Here is a 15,286-nt window from a genome sequence, read left to right on the forward strand (position 1 = left end):
CGCGATCGCAACTGCCATAACCGGCTATCCGCCCAACAGGTCTTGCAACGCAAAGGCCATGACCTGCGCCGACTGCACCATATCCTCGACGCCCACGTATTCATCCGGCTTATGCGCCAGATCGAGGATGCCGGGGCCATAGGCGATGCAGTTCTTCAGCCGCCCGATCCGGTCGATATGTTTCTGGTCATAGGTGCCGGGGCTGACCACATAATCAGCCGCGTGACCGAACACCTCCGTGACCGCCCGTGCCACAGCCGCGACCACCGGCGCGTCGCGCTCGGTCATGGTGGGCAGGACGCGGTGCAATTCGTGGATTGTGTAATCAAAGCCGGGCCGCCCGTCGCGCACGGCTTCGAGCACGGCGCGCACCTCCGCCTCGACCGTGCCGATATCCTCCTCGATCAGGAACCGCCGGTCGATCACAATGCGGCAGCGGTCGGGCACGCAAGGCGAGGGCAGGCCGGTGTAATCCCCGTCCTGTTCCGGCTCGCCGCCATGGATCGAGTTGATGTTGAGTGTCGATTGCCGCGCGCCCTCGGGCACCACCGGCATCTCGGTGCGCCGCGCGGCCAACGCGGGGAAGAGCTGCGCCTCCATCGCCTCGATCACGGCGCCCATGTGGCGGATCGCGCAATCGCCCAGGAACGGCATGGAGCCATGGGCGATCTCGCCATGGGTCTCGATCTCGGCCCACCAGACGCCGCGGTGACCCAGACAGATGCGGTCCTTGCCCAGGGGTTCGGGGATGATCACATGATCGACGCGGTCGGGGCTGAAATAACCGCGTTCCGCCAGATAGGCCACGCCACCAAAGCCACCCGATTCCTCATCCGCCGTACCGCTGATTTCAATGGCCCCGGCATGGTCGGGGCAAATGGCAATAAAGGCCTCGACCGCCACGATGCTCGCCGCCAGCCCGCCCTTCATGTCGCAGGCACCGCGCCCGTAGATCTTGCCGTCGCGCAACTCACCGCCAAAGGCGTCGACAGTCCAGCCATGGCCAACCTCGACCACGTCGATATGGCTATTGAAATGCACGCAGGCACCGGGGCGCGCGCCCTTGCGCCGCGCGACGATGTTCCAGCGCGGATGCCGGTCGCTGTCACCGGGTGCGCCATGGGCGCGGATCATTTCCGTCGCAAATCCCGCCTTGGTCAGTCGCCGGTCGAGATAGTTGCAGATCTCGCGATAGTTCACGCCCGGCGGGTTCAGCGTCGGGATGCGGATCAGGTCCTGCGTGAGCGCCACCAGATCCGCCTCGCGCGCCGCGATCTCATCGGTCAGCCTGTCCTTGAACGTCATCGTCTCACCCCCGCCCAACAGGTAGACCAGCGCGCGAAATGACCATGACAGCCTGTTTCTTTATGGCAAAAATACTCATATTCCCCAACCCTCAATCCAGCCCCGGCGCTTGCCGCAACAGCGCTTCGGCCTGATCCACCATACCCTCGATGATCTCGGATACCGGCGGGCGGTCATTGATCAGCCCCGTCGCCTCGCCGACAAAGGTGTTGGCACGGGACGGATCGCCCGCCGCCCAGCCCGTCGCCCAGTCGGCCTGCGCGCAGGGGGCGGCGCGCAAGGCATCGGGATCATCGTGCCAACGCTCGGTCACCGGGTTGCGCAGCACTCGCGCGGTGTAGCGGTCGGGCCAGCGCAGGCCTCGCGCGGCATCCATCACGGTAGAGCGGATGGTTTCGTCCCCGCTGGCGGCAATCGCGGCCCCGGTCATCGCCTCGCTCACCTGCGCCTCTTCCGAGGCCCAGAGCCGCGAGCCGATGAGCACGCCATCGGCTCCCAGCATGAGGGCCGCCGCCAGCCCGCGCCCGTCGGCGATGCCGCCTGCCGCCAAGAGCAGCACATCAGGCGCGTTGCCCGCCAGCCAGTCTGCCACCTCGGGCACCAGCGTGATCGTGCCGCGCCGTTCGCCATGGCCGCCGGCCTCGGAGCCCTGTGCCACAATCACCCGCGCGCCACACTCCGCCGCGCGCTGCGCGTCGCGCAGGGTCTGCACCTGGCAGATCAGCGGCACGCCCGCCTCGGCGATACGGCCTGCGAAGGGGGCCGGGTCGCCAAATGACAGGCAAAGTGCCGCCGGATCGCGCGCAAGCACCTGATCCAGAACATCCGGTCTCTCGGCCATTTTCCAGGTGATGAACCCACAGCCGACGCGCGCATTACCGGCCTCGGCAAAGGCCCCGTCCAGCCAGTCGGCATCGCCATAACCTCCGCCGATAAGGCCCAGCCCCCCGGCATGGCTGACAGCAGCCGAAAGCCGCCCCCCGGCGGCAAAGGCCATCGGGGCCGAGACTATCGGATGGGTCAGGTCAAAGGCATCGGTAAGACGGGTGCGCATGGGCGCAGTATGCGCGCGAGGCCACGCTCAGGACAAGAGGTCAGCGACGATCCCCGGCAATTCGGCGAAATCGTCGAAGGCGCGGTCATGGGCGATGTCCGCGACCGGACCCTTGCGGTAACCTTGGGTATAGAGTGCGAAGGGCAGGCCCGTGCGGGCTGCCGTTTCCGCATCGACCTCGCTGTCGCCGACATAGACTACGTCGCGCGCGCCCAGCCCCGCCACCACTGCGCGCAGGGGTGCGGGATCGGGTTTGCGCACGGTCAGGCTGTCGCCGCCGATCACCACCGGGAAATGCGCCGCCAAGCCTAGATGCGCCAGGACCGCGCGCGCCGGGCCGACCGGCTTGTTGGTGCAAACGCCGAGCGCGTAGGGTTCGGAAGCCAGCACCGTCAGCGCGTCCGCGACGCCGGGATAGACCTGCGTCAGCGTCACCGCTGTCTCGTAAAGCTCGATGAATTCCGCGATCAGCTGCGCGCGCAGGGCCGCATCCCCGGCCCGGTCGCGGGCGCGCAGGCAGCAGGTGATGAAATGCGGCACGCCGCTGCCGATAAAGCTGCGCGTTTCGGCAGGCGTAAAGGGGGCAAAGCCGTGTCGCTCCATCAGGGTGTTGGCGGCGGCGTGAATGTCGGGCGCGCTGTCGATCAGCGTGCCGTCGAGGTCGAAAATGACCGCGCGTGCCATGCCCCGGTTCATGCCATCGCGCCAGTGGCCGCCTCTGCGGCGGTGCGGATGCTGCGGATGTTCTCACCGTATACGCCGGGGTTATCAACGCTACCGCCCTTGAACACCGCCGATCCCGCCACCAGCACATCGGCCCCGGCGGCAGCCATCAAAGGGGCTGTCTCGGGCGTGATGCCGCCGTCGATCTCGATATGGATGGGCCGATCACCGATCATCGCGCGCAGACGCTTTACCTTGTCGATCTGGCTGTGGATGAATTTCTGCCCGCCAAAGCCGGGATTCACGGTCATCACGCAGACAAGGTCGATCATGTCGAGCAGATGCTCCACCCCGTCGAGCCCTGTGCCGGGGTTGAGCGCCAGCCCCGCCTTGCAGCCCGCGCCGCGAATGGCCTGCAATGTGCGGTGGGTATGCGGCCCGGCCTCCAGATGCGCGGTCAGAACATCCGCGCCCGCCTGCGCGAAGGCGTCGATATAAGGATCGACCGGCGCGATCATCAGATGCACGTCCATCACCGTCTTGATATGCGGGCGGATGGCGGCGCAGAGCGGCGGGCCGAAGGTAAGGTTGGGCACAAAATGACCGTCCATCACATCGACATGCACCCAGTCGCAGCCTTGATCCTCGATGGCCCGGATCTCGGCCCCGAAATTGGCGAAATCCGCCGACAGGATCGACGGCGCGATCTTGATGGAACGGGTGACGGTCATGGCGTGGCTCCTCTCAGGACTGGATGTTGGGGACATGCGCGCTAGGGCAGCGAAGGTCAAGAGCGGCCCGGTTGCCGTATCTTTTTATCCGTCAGCCTCCGGCTTGAACACAGGGTCTCTCGTCCCTTCCCGGTGATCCTCGGGTCAAACCGGAGGGCGACGGAGCACGCGATTGATCCCTCGCGCCTTTCATGCCACCGTCGCCGGGCGAGGGGCGAGGGAGGAGAGCAGCATGCAGGGCCAGATCATGCACCGTGACCTGCGGATCATCGACATCCTGACCCATGCGGCTGAGGCGTATGGCGATCAGGGCATTGTGTCGGCGCAGGTCGAGGGGGGTATTCACCGCCAAAGCTACGGCCAGACGCTGGCCCGCGCTGCACAGCTGGCGCATGGGCTGGACGGGCTGGGCGTCGGCATGGGCGACCGGGTCGGTACGCTCGCGTGGAACGGGTATCGGCATGTCGAGCTTTATTACGCGGTGGCGGGGATGGGCGCGGTCTGTCACACGATCAACCCGCGCCTCACACATGAACAGCTGGTCTATATCATCCGCCATGCGGGCGACCGGGTGCTGTTTCTCGATCTGACCTTCGTGCCGCTGGTCGAGGGGCTGTTGCCGGATCTGCCGCAGGGGCTGCGGTTCGTGCTGATGACCGGCCGCGCCAATATGCCCGAGACAGTGCTTGATGCGCTCTGCTACGAGGAATTGCTGGAGGGCCAGCCCGAAAGCCATGACTGGCCGGAATTTCCAGAGGAAACCGCCTCGGGGCTGTGCTACACCTCGGGCACGACCGGCAACCCCAAGGGCGCGCTTTATTCGCATCGCTCGACGCTCTTGCATGCGATGCAGGTGCCGCTGTGTCAGACCAGCAGTTTCCGGGCCGGGGCGCGCATCCTGCCGGTGGTGCCGCTCTTTCACGTGAACGCCTGGGGCCTGCCCTATACCGCGCCGCTGACCGGCATGACGCTGGTCATGCCGGGGCCGCATCTGGACGGGCCGAGCCTGTTTCGCCTCATGGAGGCGGAACGGGTCTGGTCGGCCTGGGGCGTGCCCACCGTCTGGGCTGGGTTGCTCGATGAGATCAGGGCGCGGGACAGGGTGCCCGAGGGCTTTGGCGATCTGGTGGTCGGCGGCTCTGCCGCGCCCAAGGTCATGATCGAGGCCTTTGAGTCGCGCGGTGTCAACGTCGCGCAAGCCTGGGGCATGACCGAGATGAGCCCGATCGGCACGCATGGCATGCTGCCCGCCATGATGGAGGGTGCCGCGCAGTCCGAGCGCATCGCCGCGAAATGCTGGGCCGGGCAGCGGCTTTTCGGGGTGGAGTTCAAGATCGTGGATGATGAGGGCCGCCGCATCCCGCATGACGGTCAGGCGAGCGGAGAGCTATACGTGCGGGGCAATACCGTGATCAGCGGCTATTTCGAGAATCCGCAGGCCACACGCGACGCGATGGATGCCGAGGGCTGGTTCGGCACCGGCGATGTGGCCTCGATCAGCCCCGAGGGGCGTCTTATGCTCCGGGACCGCGCCAAGGATCTGGTGAAGTCGGGGGGTGAGTGGATCAGCTCCATCGACCTTGAAAACGCCGCCCTCTCTCATCCGGGTATCCGGGCTTGCGCGGTGATCGCCGTGCCGCATCCGAAATGGGATGAGCGCCCGGTTCTGGTGGCGGTGGCCGCAGGGCAGGCACGGCCTGATCTGGCCGAGGTTCAGGAACATATGGCGGCGCATTTCGCGGCCTGGCAATTGCCCGATGACCTGCTGTGGATCGAGGCACTGCCGCTGACCGCGACGGGCAAAGTGTCAAAGCTGACGCTGCGCGAGCAGTTTGCCGATTACGTGCATCCCGATCTGCGCGAGGCGGGGGCATGAGCGAGGCATTGAACACCGCCCGCGTCGCAGACTGGCTGGCCGGGCATCTGCCGGGCTTTGACGGGCAGGTGAAGGCCGAGAAATTCAGCGGCGGTCAGTCGAACCCGACCTATTTGCTGAAGACGCCCGCGCGCAACTATGTGCTGCGCCGCAAGCCGCCCGGGGTGCTGCTCAAATCCGCCCATGCGGTGGAGCGCGAGTTTCGCGTGCAGCGCGCGTTGGCGGGTACAGGCGTGCCGGTCGCGCAGATGCATGTGCTCTGCGAGGATGAGAGCGTCATCGGATCGCCCTTTTACATCATGGACGCGGTGCCAGGCCGGACCTTTGATGCGCCGTCGCTGCCGGGACTGAAACCGCGCGCGCGCCATGCCGTGATCGATGAGATGAACCGGGTTCTGGCCGCCATTCACGACGTCGACCTGGCGACGACGAGGCTGACGGATTACGGGCCCTCGGGCAATTACTATCGCCGTCAGATCGACCGCTGGACGGCGCAGTACCACGCGACCGCCACCGAGGTTCAGCCGGAGATGGAGGCGCTGATCGTCTGGCTGGACGCGCATGTGCCACCCGAGGACGGGCAACGCTGTCTGGTGCATGGCGACTACCGGCTCGACAATCTCCTGTTTGCCCCCGAGGGCCCGGAGTGTGTCGCCGTGCTGGACTGGGAGTTATCGACAATCGGCCACCCCTATGCCGATCTCGCTGCTGTTATCATGCAATGGTCGATGCCCGCCACGACCGAGGGGCGCGGGCTGGCGGGGGTGGATCGTGCCGCCCTTGGCCTGTGGTCGGATGCGGATTTCATCGCGCGCTATTGCGAACGGCGGGGGATTGCGCCCATTGAGGGATTCAATTTCTACCTCGCCTTCACCTATTTTCGCATGGCGGCGATCCTGCAGGGGGTGAAGAAACGCGCGATGGACGGCAACGCCTCGGACCCCACACGCGGTCTGGCGCTTGGCCAATACGTGCCGGAATTCGCGCGGGCGGGGCTGCGAACAGCAAAGGATGAGACATGAGCGACAAGATCGACCCTGCGTTGCTGGAGGCACCTTCGGCGCTGCAAACCCATCTGGGCTATCGCCTGACCGAATGGCGCGCGGATTTCGCGCGGGTGGAATTGCCGCTGACGCCCGTGCTGATGAACCGGCAGGGGCTGCCGCATGGCGGGATGCATGCGACGCTGCTCGATACCGCGATGGGCTTTGCCGGGTGCTATACCGGCGATCCGGAGCGGGCGCAGATGGCGCTGACGCTTTCGCTCACGGTGAATTACCTCGGGCAGGCGCAGGGGGCGCTGCTGATCGCAGAGGCACGGCGCACAGGGGGAGGCAAGAGCACCTATTTCGCCGAAGCCACGGTGTGCGATGAGACCGGCAGCCTGATCGCCACGGGCACGGGCGTGTTCCGCTACCGGCGGAGTTGAAATTCAGATATATTGAAATCTTATAAAGAAATTTGCGATTGATTTAATTGACTGCGCCTCACAAGCTGCGTGCCTGAGATTGACCGCGACCCTGCGCGCCGCGCGGTGGTCGGCGGCGAAGGACAGAGGACAGGCATGACACTCGAGACGCGCAATTTCATCGCAGGCCAATGGCAAGACGGGGCCGCCACCGTGGAGAACCGCAATCCGTCGGACCTGTCGGACGTGATCGGCCACTATGCGCAGGCCGATGCGGCGCAGCTTGACGCGGCCCTCGCCGCCGCGCGCACGGCGCAAGCGACATGGGGTGCCACCAACCCGCAGAAGCGCCACGATGTGCTGATGGCCATTGGCACCGAGTTGATGGCCCGCGCTGAGGAAATCGGGACAATGATTGCCCGCGAAGAGGGCAAGCCGCTGGCCGAGGGCAAGGGCGAAACCTATCGCGCCGGGCAGTTCTTTACCTATTTCGCCGCCGAGGCGCTGCGCCAGCTGGGCGAGACCGCCGACAGCGTGCGCCCGGATATCGAGATCGACGTGCGGCGCGAGCCGGTGGGCGTGGTGGCGATCATCAGCCCGTGGAATTTCCCCATCGCCACGCCCGCGTGGAAGATCGCGCCGGCGTTGGCCTTCGGCAACGCGGTGATCTGGAAGCCCGCCAATCAGACGCCCGCGAGCGCCGTTGCGCTGACCGGGATCATAGCAAAGCAGGACCTGCCCGAGGGCCTGTTCAACCTCGTCATGGGGCCGGGGCGCGAGGTGGGGCAGCGACTGGTCGAGAGCCCGGCAGTGGACGCGATCAGCTTTACAGGCTCGGTCCCCGTGGGGCGTGGCATCGCGGCCGCGGCGATGGTCAACATGACCAAGATCCAGATGGAAATGGGATCGAAAAACCCGATGGTGATCTGCGACGATTGCGATCTCGATCTGGCCGTGGCCCACGCGGCGAACGCGGCCTTTGGTGGCACCGGGCAAAAATGCACTGCCGCCTCGCGGCTGATCGTGATGGACGGCATCCACGACGCCTTTGTCGAGAAGCTGGTCGCGGCGACGCAGGCGCTCAAGGTCGGCCACGCGCTGGAGGACGGCACGCAGATCGGACCCGTCGTCAGCGAGGGGCAACTCAACGGCAACCTCGACTATATCAAAATCGGCCAATCCGAGGGCGCGGAACTGCTCTGCGGCGGAACCCGGCTGGAGCGCGCAACCGACGGCTATTACATGGCCCCTGCCGTGTTCGCGGGCACCGACAACGCCATGCGCATCAACCGCGAGGAGATGTTCGCGCCCGTCACCTGCATCCTCAAGGCGGGCAGCTATTCGCAGGCGCTTCACATGGCCAACGACACCGAATTCGGCCTGACGGCGGGGATCATGACCCGCTCGCTTTCGCGCGCCACACATTTCCGCCGCAACGCGCGTGCAGGCTGCGTGATGGTCAACCTACCCACGGCAGGCACCGATTATCACGTCCCCTTCGGCGGGCGCGGCGCGTCGAGCTATGGCCCCCGCGAACAGGGCCGCTACGCCGAAGAATTCTATACCACGGTCAAGACCTCCTACATCTTCTCGGGGGCGCCCGCATGACGACACCCCGCATCGACGCCCTGCAATATGCCAACTGGTCCGGGGATATCTTTCGGCAAATGCGCGCGGGCAATGTCGATGCGGTGCATGTCACCATCACCTACCATGAGAATTTCCGCGAGACGGTGCTGAATATCGAGGCGTGGAACCGCTGGTTCGAGCAATACCCGGACCTGATCTTTCAGGGTTTCACCGCCGACGATATCGCGCTTGCGCAGGCCACCAATCGCACCGCGATCTTCTTCGGCTCACAGAACCCGAGTTGCATGGAGGACGATATCGGCCTTGTCGAGGTGCTGCACCGGCTCGGCCTGCGCTTCATGCAGCTGACCTACAACAATCAATCCCTGCTGGCGACGGGCTGTTACGAGGCCGAGGATACCGGCCTCACGCGCATGGGCCGCGAGGTAGTGGCAGAGATGAACCGGGTGGGGCTGGTGGTGGATATGAGCCACTCCGGCGACCGCTCCACCATTGAGACTATCGAGCATTCGACGCGCCCCATCGCGATCACCCATGCCAACCCGGCACGCTGGCACCCCGCCCGGCGCAACAAATCCGACCGGGTGTTGCAGGCGCTGGCGGAAAGCGGCGGGATGCTGGGCTTTTCGCTTTATCCGCATCACCTTAAGGGCGGCGGCGACTGCACGCTGACGGAATTCTGCGAGATGGTTGCGCGCACCGCCGAGTGGATGGGCGTCGACCGGCTCGGCATCGGCTCGGACCTGTGTCAGGATCAGCCCGACAGCGTGGTCGCGTGGATGCGCTCTGGCCGGTGGACCAAGACCGTCGATTTCGGCGAGGGCAGCGCCGCCACGCCCGGCTTCCCGCCGATGCCCGACTGGTTTCGGGACAATCGCGATTTCGACAATATCGCGCAGGGTTTGCGCGTCATAGGCATGAGCCAAGCAGAGGTGGCGGGCATCATGGGCGGCAACTGGTCGCGCTTCTTTGGCGAAAGTTTCGGCAGCCGCGCGCCCCGCTACAACGAGGCCGCACAGTGAGTTGCGAGAGCCGGAACCCCATGCCGCAAGCGGCAGCGTTCCGGCGCCCGCCCGGCGAGGTCATGCGACTCTCGCGGATGGGATGCAGCCACCCGACGCGGCTGTCGTTCCTGCGGCAATTGCTGCGCCGGGTCGAGGCCGAGGGCTGGGTGTTCGACCGCCCGGTCTGGGAGATGGACGCGCGTGGCGTGGGCCGCGCCGTCTACCGGATGCGCTTTGACGGCGGCAGCCTGAGCCTTGTGGCCTTTGCCCATGATCTGCCCGCCGACCAACGCTCCGACCGGGTGATCGCCACCGCCTGGGACGCGACATTCGCACTCTTCGATGGCACGCCGGATGCCGATGATCTGGACCGGATTGCAGGCCAATGTGCCGCTGCAGGAGGCCGGGCGCGTCAGCCCGAAAGAGCTATCGCTGAGCCGCGCCAACCGCTCGGTGCGGCTGTTCGATCACGTCGTCGAGAGGTTGGCGGCGGGGCAGCAGCCCGATGCGCAGATGCTGCGCGAGACGGGGTATCTGATGCGGACCACGGCCGTTTACGGCTCGGGCAAATTCGGGGCGGCCGACCGCGCAATGATCGCCGGGCGGCCTGCACTGAGCGCGCCGTTTCAGGCCGAGATGCTGTCGGTCTGGCTCACCCGCACCTTTACCGTCGATCTGGTCGAGCATCTGGCGCGCGCCCGGGGTGGCGACGCTGCGGTGCCCCTGCGCGAGGATCTGCGCCGGGGGCTTGGCGTGGGCAATTCCACCGGCCTCGGCATGGCGCCCTTTCTCGTTCGGCACCCGGTGCTGCTCAACAACTGGATGATGGCGCGCGAAGACGCGCGGGTGCGGGCGCAGGCGTCTGCGGATGAGATGACGCTCGCAGGCTTTCGCGCGACGCTGGCGGCGGCAGTGCAGAACGCCACCGACTGGCAGAGCGCGCACCCCATCCAACAGGCCAAGCTGACCGATCTGCGCGATGGCCTGGACCGGCTTGGGCGGTTCGTGGCAGAGGGTTGGGACGTGAGCGCGCCGCAGCCCTGGGACACGCTCTGGCACTGGGGGCAAACGCATCTGCCGCTCGAGGCGCAGGAGGCACTGCTTGCCGCGATGCTGGAGCCGCACGGGCCTCTGATCGACGGCTTGGGCCAATGCATGCAGGCCGATGAAGAGGCACAATTCGGCATCGACGGAGCGATGACCGTGGCCGCGTTGCGCGGCATCCTGCAAGCGTATTACGATTGGGCCATCCACACCGATTACAGCGATCCGGCGCAATGCGCGCGGTTCTGGTACATCTCCGAGGAAAAGCTGGAGCCGCGCCTTGGTGAGCGGTTTGAGGAAGAGGGCGCAAGCCGCGAATTGCCGCTCGATACCGGACGGCAGGCCGCCGCGCTCTGGCAGGCCTTGCAGGACGAAGGCGAGGACACCCCGCTGGCCCGGTTCCTGCTGACCCGCCCTGAGCATCGCCTGATGGTGCGCCGCGTGCAGGCCACCGCGCGGCACCCGTTCGCCGAGATACGCGACAACCTGATTGCGGCCAACATGCTGCCCATCGACCTTCTGCGCTGCAAGCTGGCGTTCTTCGGGGCCACGCGGTTCGACCCGCGCTCGGATCGCTGGGTGCGCATCAACCTGTTTCAGGGCGCGCCCTATCCCAATGACCTGAACCCGGGGGATGCGCCGTGATGATGTCTTTCAACGATCCAGCGCACAGTGCGTCCTCTCGCGATGGCCACGACGCGGCACGCGTCTGCCTGTCGCTCTCCGAAATCAACGCGCTGTGCGTCAAGGCGGCGCGCGGGTCCGGGCTGAGCTGGGGCGAGGCCGAAGAGGCGGGATGGGCCGCCGTCTGGCTGACGCGCGCGGGATTGGCCGGGCCGTCTATCGTACTGAACTGGCTGCGCGACTGCGCCATGCTGGCCCGCCCCCTGCCCGCGACCGGCCATTGGAAGGCCACCTCTGGACCGCTCTGCCCGCTGCGCGCGGGGCTGGCGCTTACCGATCACGCGGGGCTTCCCGAGGGACCAGGCCCCGATGGCTTGCACATCGACACCGTCGCGCATCCGCGCCTCATCCTGCCCTTCGTCGCGCGGGCAGCCACCCGGCTCGACCTGCCGCTGCGGATCGGATGGGCGGGCGCGGAAATCACGCTTCGACCGGCAGGCACAGGAGGGCCGCTCACCCTGCCCCCGGGGCAACCGGACGAGACCCCCGCCGATCTGCGCATCGACACTCCGGACCGACGCGATACCGACGCGATACCGACAGTTTACAGCGTGCCCGCGCAGGGCATCGCACTCACCGACTGGCGGGCGCTCGATGCCTTGGCATTGCGCGTCACCGCCCCGCCCTCGGACGCCTCGCGCGCCAGGGCGGGGGCTGCGGGGGATGACAATGATTGACCCCCGATCAGACGACCTACCATGACAACGATCACTCAACCGGGAGAATTACCATGAAAAAACTGACACTTGCACTGGCCTTCGGCGCGCTGACCGCGCCCGTCGCGGCCCATGCCGAATGCGGCGAAATCTCTGTCGCGGAAATGAATTGGGCTTCGGGCTCGATCATCTCCAAGATCACCGAATTCCTGATGGAACAGGGCTATGGCTGTGACGTGACACTGGTGCCCTCGGCCACCACCACTGCCATCACCTCGCTGGCCGAAAACAACGAGCCTGACGTGGTGCCCGAACTTTGGGTCAACTCGGCTCCCGCCTATTTCAAGCTTGAGGAAGAGGGTAAGGTGGTCAAGGCCGCCGATGTCTTCTCTGAGGGCGGCAGCGAGAACTGGTGGGTGCCCGACTACCTGGTCGAAGAGCATCCCGAACTGGCCACTATCGAGGGCGTTCTGGCCAATCCCGAACTGGTCGGCGGTCGCTTTCACAACTGCCCCGACGGCTGGGGCTGCCGGATCGCCAATGACAACCTCGTCAAGGCGTTCGATTTCCAGGGCCACGGCATCGAGGTGTTCAATCACGGCTCGGGCGACACGCTGCCCGCCGCGATGGCTTCGGCCTACGAGAACAAGGAGCCGTGGTTCGGCTATTACTGGGGTCCGACCGCCGTGCTGGGCCGCTATAACATGGTCGCCGTCGACATGGGGCCGCATATCGCCGAAATCCACGACTGCAACCAGACGCAGGATTGCGACACCCCCGGCAAATCCGCCTACCCGGCGGCTCCGGTTCTGACCGTCGTCACCTCGGATTTCGCAGAGCGTAACCCGGAGGTGTTCGAGTTGGTGGGCAACATCTCCTTCGGCACGCAGGAGCTGAGCAACTTGCTGGCATGGCAGGCCGACAACAGTGCCTCTGCAGAAGAGGCCGCCGTCTACTTCCTGACGCAGAACAGCGACACTTGGAAAGGCTGGGTGAATGACGCCGCTGCCGAGAAACTGAGCGGCATCATCAAGTAAACGATACCTTCGGGGGGGGGCCGTGCGACGTGCACGGCCCCGTCAGCCCAATAGGCACGACAAGGCCCGAAAAAGGGCCTGCGCAGGGAGAGCCGACATGGCGACATATGATTTCATCTTTGACGGGCTCGGCCTGCGACAGTGGTGCGACAAGGATGCGACCACCGGCCCGATGAGCATGGCCGACCTGCTCGCCCAGGGCTCGGGCGGCGGTGAGGGCACCCCCATCCGGGAGTTGCCTTTTCCCTCTCTCGATGCGCTGAACGAGGCGTGCCCGGCGATTGCCCGGACCCGCGACCTGACCAAGGGGGTCGAAACCGGCTTTCTCGGCGTCAAGGATTCGCTCAAGGTGCTGCTCGACCCGATCACCCAACCGCTGAGCTGGTTTCTGGAGGGCGCACTCTACGCGTTCCAGAACACGCCGTGGTTCATCATGATCCCGATCCTGCTGGCGGTCGTCTATTTTGCTTCGAAATCCATGAAGCTGGTGGGGTTTGTCGCCTTTTCGATCCTGTTTCTGGCCTTCATTGACCATTATAATTTCGCCATGCAGACGCTGGCGATCATCTTTGTCTGTGCGTTTCTATGCGTGTTGTTGGGTGTGCCCATCGGTATCGCCATGTCGCGCAGCGACACGATGCAACGGCTGACGATCCCCGTGCTGGACATGCTCCAGACGCTGCCGCCATTTGTCTATCTCATTCCGTTGATCTTCCTCTTTTCGGTGACAGAGCCGAAACTCTACGGAATCGCCATCATCCTCTATGCCATCGTGCCGGTCATTCGCCTCACGGATCTCGGTATCCGGCTGGTCGACAAGGAGGTGATCGAGGCTGCCGAGGCGTTCGGCATGACCGACCGGCAAAAGCTATATGGGGTGCAGATCCCGCTGGCGCTGCCCAACATCATGGCAGGCGTGAACCAGACCATCATGATGAGCCTTGCGATGGTTGTGATCGCCTCGCTGGTGTCGGCTCCCGGTCTGGGTGTGCTGGTCCTGCGCGGCATCCGCAATCTTGAACTGGGCGTCGGCCTGATCGCCGGTCTTGGCATTGTGCTTCTGGCGGTGATCCTTGACCGCGTGACCAAGGCGGCGCTGGCCCGCGTCAATGCTGCCAGTGCGGTGCAGAGAAACTCATGAACGGGGCCGCAGGCATGGAAAAACAGGTCAAGATCTCGATCCGCAATCTCTACAAGATCTTCGGGTCGGACCCCAGGGGCGCGCTCGAACACGTGCGCGCTGGCATGGGTAAGCCGGAGCTGATGGAAAAGCACCGGCATGTGCTGGGTTTGCAAGACATCAATGTCGATATGTGCGGCGGCGATATCACCGTAATCATGGGCCTGTCAGGCTCGGGCAAATCCACCCTCATCCGCCACGTCAACCGGCTGATCGAACCGACGGCGGGGCAGATCCTGCTCGATGGTGAGGACGTGCTGGCTTACGGCGAGGGTGACCTGCGCCGCCTGCGGCGCGAGCAGATGTCGATGGTGTTCCAGCATTTCGCGCTGCTGCCGCATCGCACCGTGCTGGAAAACGCCGGCATGGCCCGCGCGGTGCGGGGCGAGACACGGGCCGACTATCAGGACGATGCGCTCAAATGGCTGGATCGCGTGGGCCTTGGCGGGCAGGGTGGGCAGTATCCGCATCAGTTGTCGGGGGGGATGCAGCAGCGGGTCGGCATCGCCCGGGCGCTGGCCTCGGACTCGCCCATCATGCTGATGGACGAGGCGTTCTCGGCGCTCGATCCACTTATCCGGACCGACATGCAGGACCTGCTGCTGGAGTTGCAGGAGGAACTGCAAAAAACCGTGGTGTTCATCAGTCACGACCTCGACGAGGCGCTGAAACTGGCCGATCACCTGGTCATTCTAAAGGATGGTCAGGTCGTGCAACAGGGCGAGCCGCAGGAGATTTTGCTGCATCCCAACGACCCTTACATCGTGGATTTCATCAGCGACATCAATCGCGCGCGGGTTTTGCGGGTGCGGTCGGTGATGGAGGAAGCCAAGGCACAGGACCGTGAGTTTGCGGGCGAGGTCGGCCCGGACGACACGCTGGAATCGGTCATCGCGATTTCCGCGGGCAATACCGGGCTGTGTTACCGCGTCATGCGCGACGGCGAGCAGGTGGGCGCACTGGAGATGCAGAAACTGGTGCGCGCGCTGGTGCCCACCGGGGCGGCAGAGGGCGGCATGCGCGCCAAGGCGGTCTGAGGCGGCATTTACTGGGC

Annotated in this window: 14 protein-coding genes; 10 read left to right on the forward strand and 4 right to left on the reverse strand. The window is 65.4% G+C overall.

From position 1 onward, the window contains the following. Window positions 1-24: 24 nt before the first annotated feature. From BHD06_RS19180 to rpe, 4 genes are all read right to left on the reverse strand, one after another. On the reverse strand, window positions 25-1,305 hold the full coding sequence (locus BHD06_RS19180; protein ID WP_080458586.1) for an acetylornithine deacetylase/succinyl-diaminopimelate desuccinylase family protein: 1,281 nt from the start codon (window positions 1,303-1,305) through the stop codon (window positions 25-27). A 91-nt stretch (window positions 1,306-1,396) separates the two neighbouring features. Continuing rightward, a complete protein-coding gene (locus tag BHD06_RS19185) occupies window positions 1,397-2,359 on the reverse strand; it encodes a nitronate monooxygenase family protein (protein WP_080458587.1) in 963 nt (320 codons plus the stop codon). A 27-nt stretch (window positions 2,360-2,386) separates the two neighbouring features. Next, on the reverse strand, window positions 2,387-3,043 hold the full coding sequence (gene gph / locus BHD06_RS19190; protein WP_080458588.1) for a phosphoglycolate phosphatase: 657 nt from the start codon (window positions 3,041-3,043) through the stop codon (window positions 2,387-2,389). Between the two features lie 8 nt (window positions 3,044-3,051). Beyond that, a complete protein-coding gene (gene rpe / locus BHD06_RS19195) occupies window positions 3,052-3,753 on the reverse strand; it encodes a ribulose-phosphate 3-epimerase (protein ID WP_080458589.1) in 702 nt (233 codons plus the stop codon). A gap of 232 nt (window positions 3,754-3,985) precedes the next feature. On the opposite strand from rpe, the gene BHD06_RS19200 reads away from it, so the two are divergent. The 10 genes from BHD06_RS19200 to BHD06_RS19245 all read left to right on the forward strand — a co-directional run bounded on the left by BHD06_RS19200 (window position 3,986) and on the right by BHD06_RS19245 (window position 15,269). Next, window positions 3,986-5,629, forward strand: coding sequence for a long-chain fatty acid--CoA ligase (locus BHD06_RS19200; RefSeq protein WP_080458590.1), 1,644 nt, complete (start codon window positions 3,986-3,988; stop codon window positions 5,627-5,629). Further along, window positions 5,626-6,651: a phosphotransferase family protein gene (locus BHD06_RS19205; RefSeq protein WP_080458591.1), complete on the forward strand. Its 1,026-nt coding sequence runs from the start codon at window positions 5,626-5,628 to the stop codon at window positions 6,649-6,651. The genes BHD06_RS19200 and BHD06_RS19205 overlap by 4 nt, the downstream gene beginning before the upstream one ends. Next, the gene (locus tag BHD06_RS19210; protein ID WP_080458592.1) at window positions 6,648-7,058 is read left to right on the forward strand and encodes a PaaI family thioesterase; all 411 of its coding nucleotides are present in this window, start codon (window positions 6,648-6,650) and stop codon (window positions 7,056-7,058) included. Before BHD06_RS19205 ends, BHD06_RS19210 begins: the two co-directional genes overlap by 4 nt. A gap of 135 nt (window positions 7,059-7,193) precedes the next feature. Continuing rightward, window positions 7,194-8,645 carry an aldehyde dehydrogenase family protein gene (locus BHD06_RS19215; RefSeq protein ID WP_080458593.1) on the forward strand — a complete coding sequence of 484 codons (1,452 nt, stop codon included), beginning with the start codon at window positions 7,194-7,196 and terminating at the stop codon, window positions 8,643-8,645. After that, the gene (locus BHD06_RS19220; RefSeq protein WP_080458594.1) at window positions 8,642-9,649 is read left to right on the forward strand and encodes a membrane dipeptidase; all 1,008 of its coding nucleotides are present in this window, start codon (window positions 8,642-8,644) and stop codon (window positions 9,647-9,649) included. The genes BHD06_RS19215 and BHD06_RS19220 overlap by 4 nt, the downstream gene beginning before the upstream one ends. Window positions 9,650-9,973: 324 nt before the next feature. Next, window positions 9,974-11,320, forward strand: coding sequence for a hypothetical protein (locus BHD06_RS19225; protein WP_307718136.1), 1,347 nt, complete (start codon window positions 9,974-9,976; stop codon window positions 11,318-11,320). Beyond that, entirely contained in the window at window positions 11,320-12,036 is a 717-nt protein-coding gene (locus BHD06_RS19230; protein ID WP_080458595.1) for a DUF3726 domain-containing protein, read from the forward strand. Before BHD06_RS19225 ends, BHD06_RS19230 begins: the two co-directional genes overlap by 1 nt. 53 nt (window positions 12,037-12,089) lie before the next feature. Continuing rightward, entirely contained in the window at window positions 12,090-13,052 is a 963-nt protein-coding gene (locus BHD06_RS19235; RefSeq protein ID WP_080458596.1) for an ABC transporter substrate-binding protein, read from the forward strand. 97 nt (window positions 13,053-13,149) lie between these two features. Continuing rightward, a complete protein-coding gene (locus tag BHD06_RS19240) occupies window positions 13,150-14,193 on the forward strand; it encodes a proline/glycine betaine ABC transporter permease (protein WP_080458597.1) in 1,044 nt (347 codons plus the stop codon). A 14-nt stretch (window positions 14,194-14,207) separates the two neighbouring features. After that, window positions 14,208-15,269: an ATP-binding cassette domain-containing protein gene (locus BHD06_RS19245; protein ID WP_080458613.1), complete on the forward strand. Its 1,062-nt coding sequence runs from the start codon at window positions 14,208-14,210 to the stop codon at window positions 15,267-15,269. The last annotated feature ends 17 nt before the right edge of the window (window positions 15,270-15,286 follow it).

It is taken from the genome of Roseovarius sp. A-2, from assembly GCF_002072155.1.
Lineage (GTDB): Bacteria > Pseudomonadota > Alphaproteobacteria > Rhodobacterales > Rhodobacteraceae > Roseovarius.